This window comes from Crocosphaera sp. XPORK-15E, from assembly GCF_034931425.1.
In the GTDB taxonomy this organism is placed as follows: domain Bacteria; phylum Cyanobacteriota; class Cyanobacteriia; order Cyanobacteriales; family Microcystaceae; genus UHCC-0190.
The window spans coordinates 206,323-222,535 of the sequence record NZ_JAYGHQ010000004.1 but is presented as its reverse complement, the minus strand read 5'-3'; the positions used below and the strand labels follow the sequence as shown (position 1 = coordinate 222,535).

Annotated in this window: 18 protein-coding genes; 8 read left to right on the top strand and 10 right to left on the bottom strand. The window is 42.8% G+C overall.

Annotated elements, in window-relative coordinates; translation table 11 throughout:
• Positions 1–9: 9 nt before the first annotated feature.
• From nifE to nifB, 10 genes are all read right to left on the bottom strand, one after another.
• Positions 10–1,428, bottom strand: coding sequence for a nitrogenase iron-molybdenum cofactor biosynthesis protein NifE (nifE, locus tag VB691_RS05155; RefSeq protein WP_323290395.1), 1,419 nt, complete (start codon positions 1,426–1,428; stop codon positions 10–12).
• A 121-nt stretch (positions 1,429–1,549) separates the two neighbouring features.
• Positions 1,550–1,852 (bottom strand): Mo-dependent nitrogenase C-terminal domain-containing protein, encoded by a 303-nt coding sequence (locus VB691_RS05150; RefSeq protein WP_323290394.1) that lies wholly within the window; start codon positions 1,850–1,852, stop codon positions 1,550–1,552.
• 200 nt (positions 1,853–2,052) lie between these two features.
• On the bottom strand, positions 2,053–3,588 hold the full coding sequence (gene nifK / locus VB691_RS05145; protein WP_323290393.1) for a nitrogenase molybdenum-iron protein subunit beta: 1,536 nt from the start codon (positions 3,586–3,588) through the stop codon (positions 2,053–2,055).
• Between the two features lie 110 nt (positions 3,589–3,698).
• Positions 3,699–5,129 (bottom strand): nitrogenase molybdenum-iron protein alpha chain, encoded by a 1,431-nt coding sequence (nifD, locus tag VB691_RS05140; protein ID WP_323290392.1) that lies wholly within the window; start codon positions 5,127–5,129, stop codon positions 3,699–3,701.
• Positions 5,130–5,406: 277 nt separating this feature from the next.
• Complete coding sequence (gene nifH, locus VB691_RS05135; protein WP_323290391.1) at positions 5,407–6,297, bottom strand: nitrogenase iron protein; 891 nt, start codon at positions 6,295–6,297, stop codon at positions 5,407–5,409.
• A gap of 310 nt (positions 6,298–6,607) precedes the next feature.
• The gene (gene nifU / locus VB691_RS05130; protein ID WP_323290390.1) at positions 6,608–7,486 is read right to left on the bottom strand and encodes a Fe-S cluster assembly protein NifU; all 879 of its coding nucleotides are present in this window, start codon (positions 7,484–7,486) and stop codon (positions 6,608–6,610) included.
• Positions 7,487–7,539: 53 nt separating this feature from the next.
• On the bottom strand, positions 7,540–8,742 hold the full coding sequence (nifS, locus tag VB691_RS05125) for a cysteine desulfurase NifS (RefSeq protein ID WP_323290389.1): 1,203 nt from the start codon (positions 8,740–8,742) through the stop codon (positions 7,540–7,542).
• 110 nt (positions 8,743–8,852) lie between these two features.
• Positions 8,853–9,215: a 4Fe-4S binding protein gene (locus VB691_RS05120; RefSeq protein WP_323290388.1), complete on the bottom strand. Its 363-nt coding sequence runs from the start codon at positions 9,213–9,215 to the stop codon at positions 8,853–8,855.
• Between the two features lie 17 nt (positions 9,216–9,232).
• Positions 9,233–9,442: a hypothetical protein gene (locus VB691_RS05115; RefSeq protein ID WP_323290387.1), complete on the bottom strand. Its 210-nt coding sequence runs from the start codon at positions 9,440–9,442 to the stop codon at positions 9,233–9,235.
• Between the two features lie 6 nt (positions 9,443–9,448).
• Positions 9,449–10,924: a nitrogenase cofactor biosynthesis protein NifB gene (gene nifB / locus VB691_RS05110; protein WP_323290386.1), complete on the bottom strand. Its 1,476-nt coding sequence runs from the start codon at positions 10,922–10,924 to the stop codon at positions 9,449–9,451.
• A gap of 985 nt (positions 10,925–11,909) precedes the next feature.
• Here nifB and cysE point away from each other — a divergent pair.
• From cysE to VB691_RS05070, 8 genes are all read left to right on the top strand, one after another.
• A complete protein-coding gene (gene cysE, locus VB691_RS05105; RefSeq protein WP_323290385.1) occupies positions 11,910–12,620 on the top strand; it encodes a serine O-acetyltransferase in 711 nt (236 codons plus the stop codon).
• A gap of 16 nt (positions 12,621–12,636) precedes the next feature.
• Positions 12,637–12,915 (top strand): Asr1405/Asl0597 family protein, encoded by a 279-nt coding sequence (locus VB691_RS05100; protein ID WP_323290384.1) that lies wholly within the window; start codon positions 12,637–12,639, stop codon positions 12,913–12,915.
• A gap of 176 nt (positions 12,916–13,091) precedes the next feature.
• Complete coding sequence (locus VB691_RS05095) at positions 13,092–13,304, top strand: DUF2949 domain-containing protein (protein WP_323290383.1); 213 nt, start codon at positions 13,092–13,094, stop codon at positions 13,302–13,304.
• Positions 13,305–13,331: 27 nt separating this feature from the next.
• Positions 13,332–14,465, top strand: a complete 1,134-nt coding sequence (gene nifV / locus VB691_RS05090) for a homocitrate synthase (RefSeq protein WP_323290382.1) — start codon at positions 13,332–13,334, stop codon at positions 14,463–14,465.
• Complete coding sequence (locus tag VB691_RS05085; protein ID WP_323290381.1) at positions 14,452–14,790, top strand: nitrogen fixation protein NifZ; 339 nt, start codon at positions 14,452–14,454, stop codon at positions 14,788–14,790. The genes nifV and VB691_RS05085 overlap by 14 nt, the downstream gene beginning before the upstream one ends.
• A gap of 77 nt (positions 14,791–14,867) precedes the next feature.
• Positions 14,868–15,071 (top strand): putative nitrogen fixation protein NifT, encoded by a 204-nt coding sequence (gene nifT / locus VB691_RS05080; RefSeq protein WP_323290380.1) that lies wholly within the window; start codon positions 14,868–14,870, stop codon positions 15,069–15,071.
• A 117-nt stretch (positions 15,072–15,188) separates the two neighbouring features.
• Positions 15,189–15,791, top strand: a complete 603-nt coding sequence (locus tag VB691_RS05075) for a (2Fe-2S) ferredoxin domain-containing protein (RefSeq protein WP_323290379.1) — start codon at positions 15,189–15,191, stop codon at positions 15,789–15,791.
• On the top strand, positions 15,784–16,212 hold the full coding sequence (locus tag VB691_RS05070) for an ArsC/Spx/MgsR family protein (RefSeq protein ID WP_323290378.1): 429 nt from the start codon (positions 15,784–15,786) through the stop codon (positions 16,210–16,212). The genes VB691_RS05075 and VB691_RS05070 overlap by 8 nt, the downstream gene beginning before the upstream one ends.
• Position 16,213: the final 1 nt, after the last annotated feature.

Below are 16,213 nucleotides of genomic sequence, written 5' to 3'. Positions count from 1 at the left end.
TCACTCCCCCTACAAGCCTTCTGTTTCCAAATTCAACAAACTTTCATGTTCTTGTTGCCAAATTTCCCAAGGGGCCGCCTTCCGAACTTGTCGCCAAATTGGACTATGTACCGCTTCATCTAATTCCCTGGCCATCTCCACCATACCCACATATCCAGCATAAGGATGATGACGTTCTTGGTTAATATCTAAGAAAGGAATTCTCGCTTTGAGGGCTGTATATTGATTACGTCCCCCTGCTACTAATAAGTCAGCTTTGGTTTTTTCAATGACTCTTAATAATTCTTCGGGACTACCTTTTTCTAGCATAATCCCATCTTCACCCAATAATTGTTTGATACGGGCTTTATCTTCTTCTGTGCTTTTTTTAGTGCTAGTAGCAACAACTTCCATGCCTAAATCTTGGGCCGCGGAAACAATTGACCAACTCTTAACACCCCCAGTATATAACACCATGCGCTTACCTTTTAAGCGTTCACGATAAGGGGCTAAAGCAACATCTAATTTAGCAGTTTCTTCGGCAATAATTTCTTCCACTCGTACCATTAATGCCTCATCTCCAAAGAAGGTGGCAATATTACGAAGGCAACGATTCATATCACCAATACCATAGAAAGATTCCTCAATATAAGGAATGTTGTAGCGTTCTTTCATAGCAGTGGCCATATTAATTAGGGCCTTAGAACAAATCATCACATTGAGTTTAGCACGATGGGCTGTACATACTTCCTCATAACGAGCATCTCCGGTAATTTTTGCTAATACCCGAATACCCGCTTTTTTAAAGAGGGGAAGTACGCCCCACATTTCACCAGCGACGTTATATTCTCCGATTAAATTGATATCATAGGCAGTGATGTAAGGCGGTTCTTTTGTGCCAACAACGTGCTGTAATAAAGCCTCTCCTCCTAAACGGTTGCCGAGATTTTTACTGCCAACAAACCCAGGAGCATGTACAGGAATGATAGGGGTTTCATATTTATTAGTAGCTGCCTTACAAACCGCATCTAAATCATCCCCAATGAGGGCGGTGACGCAAGTAGAATAGACAAAAATAGCAGCAGGATTATACTTTTTAATAATTTCTGTGATCGCCTTATAAAGCTTTTTTTCACCACCAAAAATAACATCATTTTCTGATAGATCAGTAGTAAAACCCATTTTATAAACTATGGGGCCACTGGAAAGACTACCCCGACTATTCCAACTATTACCAGAACAAGCGATTGAACCATGAACTAAATGGGCCGCATCAGTAATAGGAACTAAGGCTATAGAAGCACCATCAAATGCACAACCACCTTGAGCAGAACCAGGTTGAGCCTGTTGAGTACAAGATTTATTCTTAGTCTGTCCCTCTTTATTATGATTATGCTCGCACCCCGGTTGGGTTAGCAACTCGTTGATTTTGCCTGTAGTTAATTTCATGACTGAATTCCCAATATTACCAGTGACAAAACAATTAACAATTGATAATTGATAATTGATAATTACATAATTTCTTGTTGCACTTCGGCCCGATCAGTGTGAACCTGTTATCTGTTCCCTTCTAACAAATATAATGAGCAACATCTTCACCGCAGACATCGGCTAAATAACTTAAAGCTTTGAGTCGTAAAACAACAAATTCCTGATAGAGAGGATTTAATTTACAGAGAGGAGGAATCTGGAATAAAGTCCGCCCCATTACTGTTATTTTGCGCTCAAAAGGACAAGAACAAGGAATTACTTTACAGAGAAGATGAGCTATCTTTGCATTGTTCACTTCGAGATTATTCACCCATTGTTTTAGGGGAAATAATAAATCAACAGCAGGTTTATGGTTTGTGGAATAAGGAGTAGGATGTATCATAACCATGTCCTCATCTTTTCAAAAATAATGGCAGAGAGTGAGAGTGAGAGTGAGGTGATAAAGCAGTTAAAAGTAAGAAGTTAAAAGTAAAAAATATTACTTATTACTTGTGACTTATTACTTATTACTTCCCAAAGAGGAGGGGAGAGGAGGGGGAGGAATACTCCCTGATCTCCCTTTTCTTCCTTGTCTACCTTTGATTAACGAACTAAGTCAAAGGAAATATCGGTCTCCGAAGGGATATTGGTGTTACGGTCAATTTCTTCAAAGAGACTGTTAACAAGCCAATTGAGCAGGTTAATCGCGCCATTGTAACCAATGGTAGAATAACGGTGCATGTGATGGCGATCGAAGATAGGATAACCAATGCGGATTAAGGGGATTCCAGTATCACGCCAGAGGTATTTACCATAGGAGTTGCCAACTAAGAAGTCAACAGGCTCGGTGAATAGTAAGGAACGCATGTGCCATAAGTCTTTACCACCCCAAACAGTGGCTTTTTGACCATAAGGACTAGCAGCTAAGAAAGCTTCAGCTTCGGCAATAAATTCCTTAGTAGAGTTGTGAACCAAGACATGGACAGGTTCAACACCCATCTCTAACATGAATTGTAACATTCCCATAACTAAGTCAGGATCACCGTAGATAGCTGCGGTTTTACCATGTAACCAAGCATGACTATCAGTCATGGCATCAACAGCACGTCCCCGTTCTAAGATTAATTCAGGAGGAACAGGATTACCAGTGATTTCAGAAAGTTCTGTTAAGAAAGCATCAGTGGCTTGAATACCCCAAGGACGGAAGGTTGCAGTGGGTTGCTTCCATTCTTTCTCGATGTATTCCCGTGTTTTTTCGGTGGGATAGGTTTGCAGAGAGATGGTTTTTACTGCATTGATAGCATCAGCACCTTCTTCTAAGGTTGTACCACCTTGGTACATTTTGAATTCACCATCATTAGGAGAATCCAAATAGAGTTCATTGTCACCTAAGATGGTAGCATTAACGCCCATGGCACCGACTAAGTGCTTCAGTTCGCGTAAGTTACCGATATAGGTTTCAAACCCAGGGATGAAGTTAACTTTACCGTTGGTGGTAGCAGCTTTTTTGCCTTCGGTTAAGTTACCGAGGACAGCTTTCATCATGTTGTCATATCCAGTGATATGAGAACCAACGAAAGAAGGAGTATGAGCAAAGGGAACGGGGAACTCTTGAGGAACAGAACCCGCAGCTTTGGCGTTACCAATGAAGGAACCTAAGTCATCCCCAATAACTTCTGCCATACAAGTTGTACAAACAGCAATCATTTTGGGTTTGTAGAGATTATAAGCATTCTCTAAACCTTCGATCATGTTTTTCAGTCCACCGAAGACAGCAGCATCTTCAGTCATGGAAGAAGAAACACCACTAAAGGGTTCTTTGAAGTGACGGGTAAAGTGGGTACGGAAGTAAGCCACACAACCTTGTGATCCATGAACAAAAGGAAGAGTTCCTTCAAATCCAACGGCAGCTAAGATAGCACCCAAAGGTTGACAAGCTTTAGCGGGGTTGATGGTTAAAGCTTCACGAGCGAAGTTCTTTTCCCGGTAGTCCCAAGTTTTTGTCCACTCAGCAATTTCAGCTACTTTCTCGTCAGAAGCCATACCTTGCATGGCTTTCTTGTTTTCAAATAACTCTTGGTACTCAGGTTGGTGGAATAACTCAACGTGGTCTTGAATCTTATCAATGTTCTGAGACATTAGTGATACTCCGTTTTCTTCGGTCAAGGATAGTAATGCAATACAAAAGAAAGAGAAGGGGGAGGGGGGATAGGAGGAAACTCGTCACCTCGTCCCCTAATTCCCTTGTCTTATTTATTCCAAGGAGATTTGATTAATCCCCAAGTAGGATTATTGAGGGCTAAATCCATATCCCGTGCAAAGATAGCGAATCCATCATAACCGTGGTAAGGACCAGAGTAATCCCAAGAGTGCATCTGACGGAAAGGTAGTCCCATTTTTTGGAAGACATACTTCTCTTTAACACCAGAAGCAACTAAGTCAGGCTTCAGTTCTTGAACGAATTTCTCGAACTCATAAGCGGTTACGTCATCATAGATGAGGGTAGCATCGCCTACATATTCGGTGGTACGTTTGTAGTCGTCACCGTGGGCAAATTCATACCCAGTTCCGACCATTTCCATGCCTAAGTCTGTGAAAGCAGGAACTACGTGACGGGGACGTAATCCACCAACCATCATCATGACGGTTTTGCCTTCTAAACGAGGGCGGTATTTAGCTAAGACATCAGCAGTCTGCTTCTCGTACTTAGCGATAACTTGCTCAGCTTTTTCTTGGATGGTTTCATCAAAGAGTGCAGCAATGGCGCGTAAAGATTCAGCAATCTTGGTAGGACCAAAGAAGTTGTACTCAAACCAAGGAATACCGTATTTTTCTTCCATGTGACGACTGATGTAGTTCATGGAACGGTAACAGTGAATCAGGTTGAGTTTCACTTTAGGTGTTTGCATCATTTCGTTGATGGTACCGTCTCCAGACCATTGAGCAACGACGCGCAGACCCATTTCTTCGAGAAGAATACGGCTAGACCAAGCATCTCCACCGATGTTGTAGTCACCAATGATGGCTACATCATAAGGAGTGGTTTCGATTTCACCCGCATCATCACGGCTGAATACGTAGTCACGAACCGCATCATTAGCGATGTGGTGTCCTAAAGATTGGGAAACGCCACGGAACCCTTCACAACGGACGGGAACAACGGGTTTGCCGGTGATTTTTGCCGCTTTTTTGGCAACACCTTCGATGTCATCACCAATTAAGCCAACGGGACATTCAGATTGAATGGAAATCCCATTGTTGAGAGGGAATAAGGTTTCGATTTCTTCGGTGATTTTGAGGAGTTTTTTGTCTCCACCAAAAACGATGTCTTTTTCTTGGAAATCAGAGGTAAAGTTCATCGTACCAAAGGTATCAACCCCAGTGGTTCCGATGTAGTAGTTACGACGACCAGACCAAGAGTAGTAACCGCAACCAACAGGCCCGTGGGAGATGTGGATCATGTCCTTAATAGGACCCCAAACAACCCCTTTAGAACCAGCATAAGCACAACCACGAGCGGTCATGACACCAGCGGGGGATTTAACGTTGGATTTTACTCCACAATCATCTTTGCCTTCTTCGTAAACATTGAGGTGTTTTTTACGTTTCTTGGCTAACTTCTCAGGGTAAGTATCCAGAACGTCTTGAATTAGCTGCTTTCTGTCTTCTACTTTTGACATAGTGTTCCTCTGTGATAGATTGGCGATTAGGATGGAACTTCGCCCTCGTCTGATTGACGAGTGGGGAGTGTGGATGAGGATGCAAGTTGCCTTGCGCTCACAGCATAATCACGAAAGGTAAGGGGTAAGGGGGTTATAGCGCGTAGCGCAAGGCAAAAGGTAAAAAGTAAAAGGCAAAAAGAATATAGTAAACTTCTGACTTCTGACTTCCGACTTCTGACTTCTTTAACTCCCCCATTTCCCAATTACATGGGCTTAATCAGATTAAGACCCTAGACTACTTAGAACCTCTGGTGAGTTGTTGTGCTGCCACATCAGCTTCCATAACTTTTTTGTACTCTTCTTCGGAACCAAGTAAACCGTAGTTGATCAACAGTTCTTCGAGTTCGTCGTTGTCAATGGGAGTGGGGATGGTGAGTTTGGTGTTGTTAACGATTTTGTCACCTAAATCACGGTATTCTTGAGCTTGAGGATGCTCAGGGGAGTATTGAATAACGGTCTGACGACGTAATTCAGCTTCTTGTACCTGTTTGGAACGGGGTACGAAGTGAATCATTTGGGTGTTTAAGCGTTCAGCTAACTCTTCGATCAATTCGATCTCTTTGTTAACGTTACGGCTGTTACAAATTAAACCACCTAAACGAACACCACCGGTGTGAGCATATTTTAAGATACCACGAGCGATGTTGTTGGCTGCATACATAGCCATCATTTCACCAGAGGTGACGATGTAGATTTCTTGTGCTTTTCCTTCACGGATAGGCATGGCGAAACCACCACAAACAACGTCTCCTAATACGTCATAGGATACGAAGTCTAGGTCTGTATAAGCACCTTCTTCTTCGAGGAAGTTGATGGAGGTGATAATACCACGACCAGCACAACCAACCCCAGGCTCAGGACCACCAGATTCTACACATTTGATGTCTTCAAATCCAGTTAGTAACACATCTTCGAGTTCGAGATCTTCAACTGAACCGCGTTCTGCAGCTAAGTGTAATACAGTTACCTGAGCTTTACAGTTAAGGATCAAACGGGTAGAGTCAGCTTTAGGGTCACAACCAACGATCATGATGCGGTTGCCAGCTTGAGCCATTCCGGCTAAGGTGTTTTGCGATGTGGTGGATTTACCAATACCGCCTTTTCCGTAAAATGCAATTTGACGCATAGTTGATTCTCGCTTGTTAGACAGTAAGTGTGTACAATTTTGGAAGGGTTTTGTCCGTCTCTGACGTAAAGATGATTCGTTCATTAATCGTCTGGTTTGGGCATTACGTCCCGTCGAACCCTCGATCTCTACGTCAGGCGTGATCTTTCTTCCTAGCAGAAGCCTAAATCTTGGTTAGGGACGGCTTCAGGGGTGGTGATGTTGATTAACTCAACATCTGGGGGAGAAACGACGCTTATGGTGGCGATCGCTCTCGACTTTTTTTTGTAATTAACATAGGCTTTACTTAGTTGGTTAGTTGGTTATTGATTTACACAGAAATTACAGTAATCTCAGGGGAGATGCGATCGCGTAATCTGGCTTCGATCATCATCTTCAAAGTCGCGGTACTACTAGCACAGGAACCACAAGCTCCTTTTAGTATCACTTTGACTAAATCTCCTTCGACATCAAACAATTCCACATCTCCGCCATCTTGTGCTAATGCGGGTCTAACTTCTTCTAGAACTTGTTGAATTAGGTTAATTTTTTGTAAGTTAGTTAAGGGTTTCGGTGCAGATTTCGCTTTAACAACTTCAGTCGCAACAGCAACAGCAGTGGCTTTTTCTGTCACAATATCAGCGATCAAATCATCGATATCCGCTAAACAAGAACCACAACCGCCACCTGCTTTCACATAATTGGTAACTTGTTCAGCAGTGGTTAAATCATTCTCTAGAACAATGCGGCGAATTCTCGCATCACTAACCCCAAAGCAACGGCAGATTAAAGCTCCTTCATCATCTTCATGATTATCTAAAGGAATGCCTCTGTAATTAAAGATAGCAGCTTCTAAGGCTTCTTGTCCCATCACAGAACAGTGCATTTTTTCTTCAGGTAAACCGCCCAAGAATTCAGCAATTTGTTTATTAGTCAGACTCAAAGCTTCATCTAAAGTTTTGCCTACTAATAACTCAGTTAAAGCTGAGGAAGAAGCGATCGCAGAAGCACAACCAAAGGTTTGAAAACGAGCATCAAGAATGACTTGTGTGGCTTCATCAATTTTTAGGTGTAATCTAAGAGCATCACCACAAGCAATGCTGCCGACTTCTCCCGTTGTAATTGCTTGTCCTTCTCCTTTTTCCGTAATCGTACCTTGATTACGCGGATTATAGAAGAATTCCATTACCTTGTCTGTATATTCCCACATGATCAGTTACCAGATAGTTAGTTGACAGTTGATAGTTGATAGTTGATAGTTAACTACTTAGCTAATGCTGCTTTTTCTTGCTCCTGTAACCAACTGGCATCATCGCTGTTGAAAGGAGACATAGCACGGAGACGGGCAATAGTATCAGGTAAGACTTCAATAACGCGATCGATCTCGTCTTGAGTCGTGAAACGGGACAGACTAAAGCGAATAGAACCGTGAAGGACACTATAAGGCAGTCCCATTGCTCGCAGTACATGAGAGGGTTCCAAGGAACCAGAGGTGCAAGCCGAACCAGAAGATGCACAGATGCCATACTGGTTCATGGAGAGTAAAATGGCTTCTCCTTCGATGTACTTAAAGCCAATATTCATCGTATTGGGCAATCTTTGTATAGGACTACCATTAACCACCGTATCAGGAATCAGGGTAAGGATGGTTTGTTCTAAATAATCCCGTAATTGCCGTTCCTGAGCGATATTAGGAAGGTGAGACTGAGCTAATTCAGCCGCTTTGCCTAATGCAACGATCCCCGCTACATTTTCCGTTCCTGCTCGACGGCCTCTTTCTTGGTGTCCCCCAACCATTGAAGGACGAAAACGGGTTCCTTTCCGTACATATAAGGCTCCAATTCCTTTGGGTGCATGAATTTTATGACCGGAGAGGGTGAGCATATCAATGCTGCTGTTACTCATATCGAGAGGAATTTTCCCGACGGCTTGCACTGCATCTACATGAAAGAGTGCGCCGTATTCCTTGGCCATTTGTCCCACTTGTTCAACGGGAAAGACAACACCTGTTTCATTATTAGCATACATGATTGAAACAAGGGCAGTGTTTCCAGTTAAAGAAGCTTGTACTTCATCGAGATCAAGTCTTCCTTGACTATCCACTGAGAGATAGGTTACGGTATATCCTTGTTTTTCTAAATTTTTGCAGAGATTAAGCACCGCAGGGTGTTCAACTTCAGTGGTAATAATATGTCGTTTATTAGGTTGGGCTGAAAGTGCGGCGCGAATGGCGGCATTATCTCCTTCTGTCCCACAACTGGTAAAGATGATTTCGGAAGCTTCTGCCCCTAATAAGGAGGCTACTTGTTCTCTACCTGTTTTAACAGCTTTTCCTACTTGTCCTCCAAAGCTGTGCATACTGGAGGGGTTTCCGTAATAGAGAGTCAGGTAAGGCATCATTGCGCCTAGCACTTCTTCATCTATTTTCGTCGTGGCATTGTTATCTAAATATATACAATCTCTCATCACTTTGTACCAGTTAGGGGTCAGGGGTTAGGGGTTAGGGGTTAGGGGTTAGGGGTTGAGGAGACAAGGAAAAGTTTAACTTGTTGCCAGTTCCCTGTTGCCTTTCCTACTTAATTACTCACCGTCGTTAAGGTTAAAATTTCTTGGGAGTAAATATCAAACCACTGTTCCCAATAAGAGTTAGTTTGTTTTCCTTTAAGTCTGGCTACCAAGTTGTTATAGCGGTTAAACCAACTGTCCCAATAATCAGCAACTTGGTTTTTGAGTCCCCCAGTGACTTGATAGGTTGGTAAACAACCGGAGTTGGTGGGACAGACTGAGGCGCACTGGGGGGTTCCATAATAGCCTTGACAATCATTACAGAGAGTAGGGTCAATGAGCAACACATTATTTTGTATTTTGATAGCACCTGTGGGACAAGCCTTGTGACAACGATGACAGGTGATACATTGATCAGTAATGGTGTGACTCATGACGCTACGCTCCGATGTTATTGATTAATATTGTCTAAGCTAAGGGGTAAACAACTGTAGTCTTTGGAAAACCCTGTACAGGGGGGAATGGAATAGTCATCAACACAAGTGTTACAGTTACTTTCTGCCTTGGTATTCGATGAAACCGAGGGGTTGATGAGGGCGGTTTGATAACTGCCTTGGGGGGAAACTTGGGAACCTTTGGGACGATCTAGGGTATAAGTCATAGCTTATTAGGCTCCTGCGTTTTGTTTCTGCATATACTGTTCATAGAAGTCGATAGCCACTTTATCGATGACATCGTAAGCTTCAACTGGTTCAATTCCTGCTTTCCGTAGTTCTTCTTGGGGACAGTTGCCGATTTTAGCAGAGAGAACACCTTGACAATCAGAGATGGATTTAATAATGTTGTCTAGGGTTGCTTCTTCGCCGTAACCGCTTTGGCAATAATGATCGACTTTGCGGTGGGCAACAAATTTAACTTCTGTGCCGTCAACTTCAAAGATTTGGAATTCTTTGGCATGACCGAAGTGTTGGTTAACTAAGCGGTTGCCTTTGGTTGCTACTGCTACTAAGATTTTAGGAGCATTTTTAACTTTTTTCTCAGCCGCTTGTTTTGCCTTAGCTTCTTTCACTTCGGCGGTAAATTTTTCGATGTTGGCATGAACTTCTTGACGTTGGGCTACATCATATTCAGGAGTCATTTCTAGGAATTTATCTTTGGTGAATTCCTGAGAACGATCTTCTCCTAATAATCCTACCGCATCCGCCCGACATTGGCGACAGTGGCGCATCATTTTCATGTTGCCAGAGCAGCTATCCTGAACCGCTTTTAGTTCTTTGGGGGTGGGGCCTCTTTGTCCCGTTAACCCAAAGTGGGTTCCATGTTCAGGGGCTGAGATCAAGGGCATAATGTTGTGTAGAAATGCGCCTTTAGATCTGATGACTTCGTTAACTTCTGCTAGATGGTGATCATTAACACCAGGAATCATAACAGAGTTAACTTTACATAATACATCCGCTTCTCTAAGAGCATCAAGGGCTTCCATTTGCTTCTCATGGAGGATTTTAACCCCTTCGATGCCTTTGTAGCGTTTGCGATTATAACGTACCCAAGGATAAATCTTCTCCCCAATTTCGGGGTCGATCATATTAATGGTTAAAGTAACGTGATCAATATTCAGTTCTTTGATGCGATCGATATATTCAGTTAACATCAATCCATTACTGGATAAGCACAGTTTAATATCGGGTGCTTTATCAGCGACTAATTCAAAGGTGCGGAAGGTTTGTTGGGGGTTGGCTAAAGGATCACCAGGGCCGGCAATTCCTAAAACAGTCATTTGAGGAATTTTACCACCAATTACCAAAGCTTTATGGGCCGCTTCTTCTGGGGTCAGGACTTCGCTAACTACACCAGGACGGCTTTCATTGGCACAGTCATACTTGCGGTTGCAATAGTTGCATTGAATGTTACAAGCAGGGGCAACGGCAACGTGCATCCGTGCATAATGATGGTGAGCATCTTCACTGTAACAAGGGTGTTTAGCAATGCGTTCTTGAATGCTGACATCAATGGTTGGTGAAGTCTCACCCGTTGAAGGGCAAGCACAGTCTCCACTTGATTTGGGAATAAAGGAAGTTCCCATGGGAGTTACTTTTTTTGCCGTCGATGCGTCAGCGTTGATTAGACCAGTAGATTGTAACATTGAATTCCGTGGAGTAAGAGGGTGACAAAAGCGTGACTTAAGAGGTTTGGGTCACTTGCTTTCAAGAGCAAAGGGTAAAACAATGAACTGTGTGTCTTCGGCGTTGTAACCTTTATACCATCCCCCTGTTTAGGGCTTCTGCTGTGGTGAGTGGGTTCAGATTCATTGGATTACTTAGAATGTACTCAAATCCTCAATCCTTTAATTAGTGCGGGTTTGAAGTGACTAAATTTTTTAAGTGGGTGCGGGGTTCAGGTATTTTTGAGGCAGGGTTACAGTATTTTCTCGGAGGGTGTCGGGTATTTGTGTACTCAGGTTCTAAGTCTTTTCACGTAAGGCTTTCAGTTCATTATTTTGTTTGTTTTACCCCTCTCATTCTACACTCAAATTGTCGGGATTGGGGGTTAGGGGTTGGGGGTTAGGGTTAAAAATCCTCTCCTCTCCCTGTTCCCTGTTCCCTGTTCCCCGAAGCCCGTTCCCTCTCTAACAAAAGCACCGAGATAAGCATTCCAAGCCTCCTCAGTGCTGTCACGGAATTCAATTCTGTATCTAATGTAACATTTTCTTTGAGTGAGATTTGTTAAGCCCAAATTTTGCTTTAAGTGACGGGGGTAAAAACAGCTAAAACCCTTATCTGATGCTGGTTTTATTGATAGTTTTCGTCTTAAATGTTGAGTCCTAACATAACGCCCCGAAAAGGCAGGACTAAATTAGCTCAAACCCTGATCTGATGCGGGCATAAACCTGAGTGCATAAATGCCAGTCCATGCACCTATAAATACTGTACCCCTCCCCAAAAAATAATCACACCCCTCCCCAAAAAAAAGTTTATTTATCCCTCAAACCCCAATCCCATCAGGGTTTAGGAAAATATAATTTTGTCTTAATAAGTTTAATAAACTTGACTCACCTCCAAAATCGACTAGGACATGGGGGGACTTGGTATAAGCATAACAACTAAGTCTATGTGAAAGCACGGAATTTAATGTTTGGATCACTCCCTGTCAGAGAGCGTTGTGGAAGTCCAACAGAAACCTTAATTTCTGCCCCTAGAACTTCTCAACCCAACCTATTTCAATCTCTGTGGCAAGACTTTCAGATCATCTTTGAAAGAGATCCCGCAGCCCGTAATTGGTTAGAGGTGATCTGTTGCTATCCTGGCTTACACGCCTTAGCAGTGCATCGCATCTCCCATGGATTATGGCACAGACAAATCCCTTTTGTGCCGCGTTTTCTCTCCCATATCGGACGCTTATTCACAGGTATTGAAATTCACCCAGGGGCCACCATTGGCCAAGGGGTGTTTATCGATCATGGTATGGGTGTTGTCATTGGTGAAACGGCCATCATTGGTGATTATTGCCTAATTTACCAAAATGTCACCCTCGGTGGCACGGGTAAGGAACTAGGAAAACGTCATCCCACCCTTGGCGATCATGTCATTGTCGGGGCCGGAGCCAAAGTTTTAGGCAATCTCGAAATTGGCAATCATGTCCGTATTGGTGCGGGTTCCATTGTTTTACGCAGTGTCCCTAATGATTGCACGGTAGTAGGAGTCCCAGGTCGAATTATCTCCCGCAGCGGCCGCGGTTGTCCATTAGAACATGGAAAACTGCCGGATGTTGAGGGCCAAATCATTCGGACATTATTTGACCGAATTGAAGAATTGGAACAAAAGATACAAAAACTACATTGACCCTTCCCTTACAATTATGTTGACACCTTCCTATCCTGATGCTTTAATCAGTCAAGTTGAGAAAGTTTCTCGCAGTGAACGCTGGATGGTTCACCAACGCCTTCAAGAATTAATGATTCCTTGTTGGTGTCCTGAGGATGGTTCTCTCTGGGTAGAAATTGAACATGGTATTCATGCAATTTTACTACGCAGTGCCGTCTATGGGGCGATCGCCTCTCGCCAAGAATTGGTGGATTGGCTGGAACGATGCTGGGAAACCATTGATTCTGATTCGACTAAGTCTTACATAAACTGAGAACATTGATGATAGCTCAAACTCTGTTGGGTTTTCTCTCCCCAAACAGAGGTAAATATTATTAGTTAAGTTGGTATTTGCCGCCACCCCAAGCTTTTCTTCAGGTTTCTAAGTTACCGCCTAAACCCTAACCAATCTTTGTATTGGCGTGTTGATAACTGACTTTCAGTGCTGTCATGGAAAACAATTCAATTTCTACGGAATTTCGTCAATTTTTACAACAAGAACTGGCCCTGTCACGAGATGACCTAGCCGTAGTTCTCAACAATCAACGTCAACCCGGCGACCCCATTCCCATGCTTCTCTGGCAATATGGCTTAATTTCCCTCGGTCAACTTCAACGGATTTGGGATTGGCTTGATGCTCAAATTCAATTCCAGTTACCTTAAGCGGGGGCTGATCTGAGGAGTTAAAGAATGAAACCTATCTATATTAATGATACAACCCTACGGGATGGAGAACAAGCGGCCGGAATTGCCTTTAGTGCTGCTGAAAAAATAGCGATCGCCGTTCTCATGGATGCCATTGGTATTCCCGAATTAGAAGTCGGTATCCCGGCCATGGGAGGCAGTGAAGCGGAAGCGATCACGACTATTGCCCGTCTAGGGCTAAAAACTGCCCTGTTAGGCTGGAACCGTGCGGTACGCTCGGATATTGAAGCTTCCATCGCCTGTGGACTAAAACGGGTTCATATTTCTGTTCCTGTTTCTGAAATCCAAATTAAGGCCAAATTTCAGGGAAAATCTCGTCTAGTGTTTGAACGCTTACGAGATAGCCTTAATTTTGCCCTAGATCAAGGTTTATTTGTCTCTGTCGGGGCCGAAGACTCCTCCCGTGCAGATGAGGGGTTTTTATTAGAAGTGGGGCAATTTGCCCAAGAATTAGGGGCTTCCCGTTTCCGCTTCTGTGATACGGTGGGCATTCTAGATCCCTTAACCACTGGTCAAAAAGTGGAAAAATTGGTCAAAGCCCTGTCTATGCCCATCGAAATGCACACCCACAATGATTTTGGCCTAGCCACTGCTAATGCTTTAGCGGGTTTACAGGCCGGGGCCATATCCGTTAACACCACCGTTAACGGGTTGGGGGAAAGAGCAGGAAATGCGGCCCTAGAGGAGATGATCATGACCCTTAAACAACTATACAAAGTTGATTTAGGCATGGATACATCTCGCTTACGGGAGTTATCCCAATTGGTGGTCAAAGCGTCTGGGGTGGCCCTTCCTCCCTGGAAAGCGATCGTCGGGGACAATATCTTTGCCCATGAATCAGGCATTCATGCTCATGGGGTGTTACAAAACCCCCAAACTTATGAGCCTTTTTCCCCGGATGAAGTGGGTTGGGAACGCCGCTTAGTGGTGGGTAAGCATTCAGGACGACATTTATTGGCTAATGTCTTGAATCAACATGGGATTAGTTTAAACCGTGACGAATCCCAGGTTGTGTTAGATGCAGTGCGTCATCTATCAGTTCAAATGAAACGGAGTTTAACCGTTGAAGAGTTACTCGATTTAGTACCTAATAGGAGAATGTCTCATGGGATTGTATAATCCAGGCGAAATTGAACTTAATGATCCCCCTGCTTTTGAAATGGAGCAGAAGGTGCGTCTTCGTAAAATGATTCGCAATGATGGCACTTTCCCCGGCAAAGAAATAGGAGAAACTTTAGCAAAGAAGGGTGATGTCGGTTATGTTGTCGGCATTGGAACCTATCTCCAAAGTTACTACATTTATGCTGTCCATTTTTTGGACAATGGTTACATTGTAGGCTGTCGTCGCAAAGAATTATTATCGGCTGACGAAACTGATTTTGATGACTTTGATGATGAGGAAAATGAAGTCATTGTCGAGAAGTCGGAAGTGGGAATTATGTAAATTATCAATTCTCAAGACTTAAGTTGAGAATTCATTGTTTACCCACAATTAACCATTCACTAATTAGGAGTTTTGCCATGAAGGTTATGTTACGTAATGACGCTCAAGGAAAATTATCGGTTTATGTTCCGAAAAAAGATTTAGAGGAAGATGTAGTTAAACAAACCGTGAGTGGAAATGGCAAAATTTTGACCTTAGCTAATGGTTGGGAATTGGAATTTGCTACTTTAACCGATGAGACTCAATTACCTCAAACATTTGAGGCAAAATTGCTGTCCTAGTTCTCAACATTTTTGTCGGGGTAATTCATGAATTACCCCTACTCAGAGAATTTAGCTTTGTTACCAATAAATATCTTTCACCTAATCCTCTAACGATATCTCTTAAGGGAGTTAGTCATGAGTTCAGTTCATTCTAGTCAAATTTCTCCTTTCCAACTGGAAGGGCAATTTATCGGATTTATTTATAAGTCAAATGGTCAATCAAAGTTCTTAAGATTGGCTGTTGGCGAACGAGAATTACGGATCAAATTAGATAAAAGTTTACGCAATTCTCAAGGCTTAGGTTTGATTGCTGGTGATTGGATTTCTATTGCAGGAGAACAAGCATTTGAAGGCAGTTTTACCAAACTAAAATTAAAAGCCTATGAAGTAAATCGCCTTAGTTGTAAGTTAGAATGTAAAACCCAAGATTCTAAACAAACAACCCCAATAACTCAAGGTTCAAACTGTCAAAAAAAGGGCAAAATCTTGTTATGTAACAAGTCTGATTGTGCTAAAAATGGCGGCAGAGAACTTTTTAATACTTTGGAAAAAACGCTCTGTAATTTGGGGTTACAAGATCATGTAACCATTGAAAAAACCAGTTGTCAACATCGCTGCGGTAAAGCCCCTAATTTGATTTTGATGCCTGGAAAAGCTAGACACAGTAAACCCAATCCTCAAACCATTTCAGAACTACTTGAAGACCATTATCTCAATTCTTTGAACAATCATGGCTAAGGTTATTTTTTACGAGAAACCAGGGTGTGGAAATAACACCAAACAAAAAAATCTACTCCTCGCTGCAGGACATGATTTAGATGCACGGAGTCTCTTAACTGAGTCTTGGACACCTGAAACATTACGCCCATTTTTTGGGGAGTTACCTGTTAACTCTTGGTTTAATCCTAGCGCACCTCGCATTAAATCGGGTGAGGTAATTCCTGATAATGTAACTGAGGAAACAGCCTTACAATTAATGATAGCGGATCCTCTCTTAATTCGTCGTCCTTTAATTCAAGTTGGGGACATTTTTAGGGTAGGTTTTGATCTTGAAACTATTGACGCTTGGATTGGTTTAAACCCTCAAAATCCGGTGACAGAAGATTTAGAAACCTGTCCCCGTAGTCATGAAACAAAACCCTGTGCAACGGTTCATTAAT